This is a genomic window from Vibrio sp. T20, from assembly GCF_007858795.1.
In the GTDB taxonomy this organism is placed as follows: domain Bacteria; phylum Pseudomonadota; class Gammaproteobacteria; order Enterobacterales; family Vibrionaceae; genus Vibrio; species Vibrio satsumensis.
Window position 1 is genome coordinate 1 of the sequence record NZ_VFEB01000142.1, and the last position, 293, is coordinate 293.

1 protein-coding gene is annotated in these 293 nt (G+C 46.8%); it reads right to left on the bottom strand.

From position 1 onward, the window contains the following. Positions 1 to 293 (bottom strand): DUF2913 family protein (locus tag FTW16_RS17710; RefSeq protein ID WP_146492016.1); only part of this gene is annotated, 293 nt, incomplete at both ends.

Consider the following 293-nt stretch of genomic DNA (forward strand, 5'->3'; position numbering starts at 1 on the left):
AGCTAATTGGAATCTCAGCCAATTGATTGCCTTGGTTTGCAGGATAAACGATATATTCACCGTGGTACTTCACCGCAGACTTGTAGTCCGTCACTTTGTGAAGCATAAAACCCGCTTCCATCGCCGCTTGAATAAACTCAGCGTGGTTTCCGCGAACAAACCAGTTCATTGGCTTAACCATCAACTCGCCGTCGAAAGAGTCGTCACACTGTTTGCCACACAAGGCAAATGCGTGCTCACCATCGGTAAAGAATTGGATTTTTCCACCAGTGGTTAGCTCGTCTTCGCTTGAT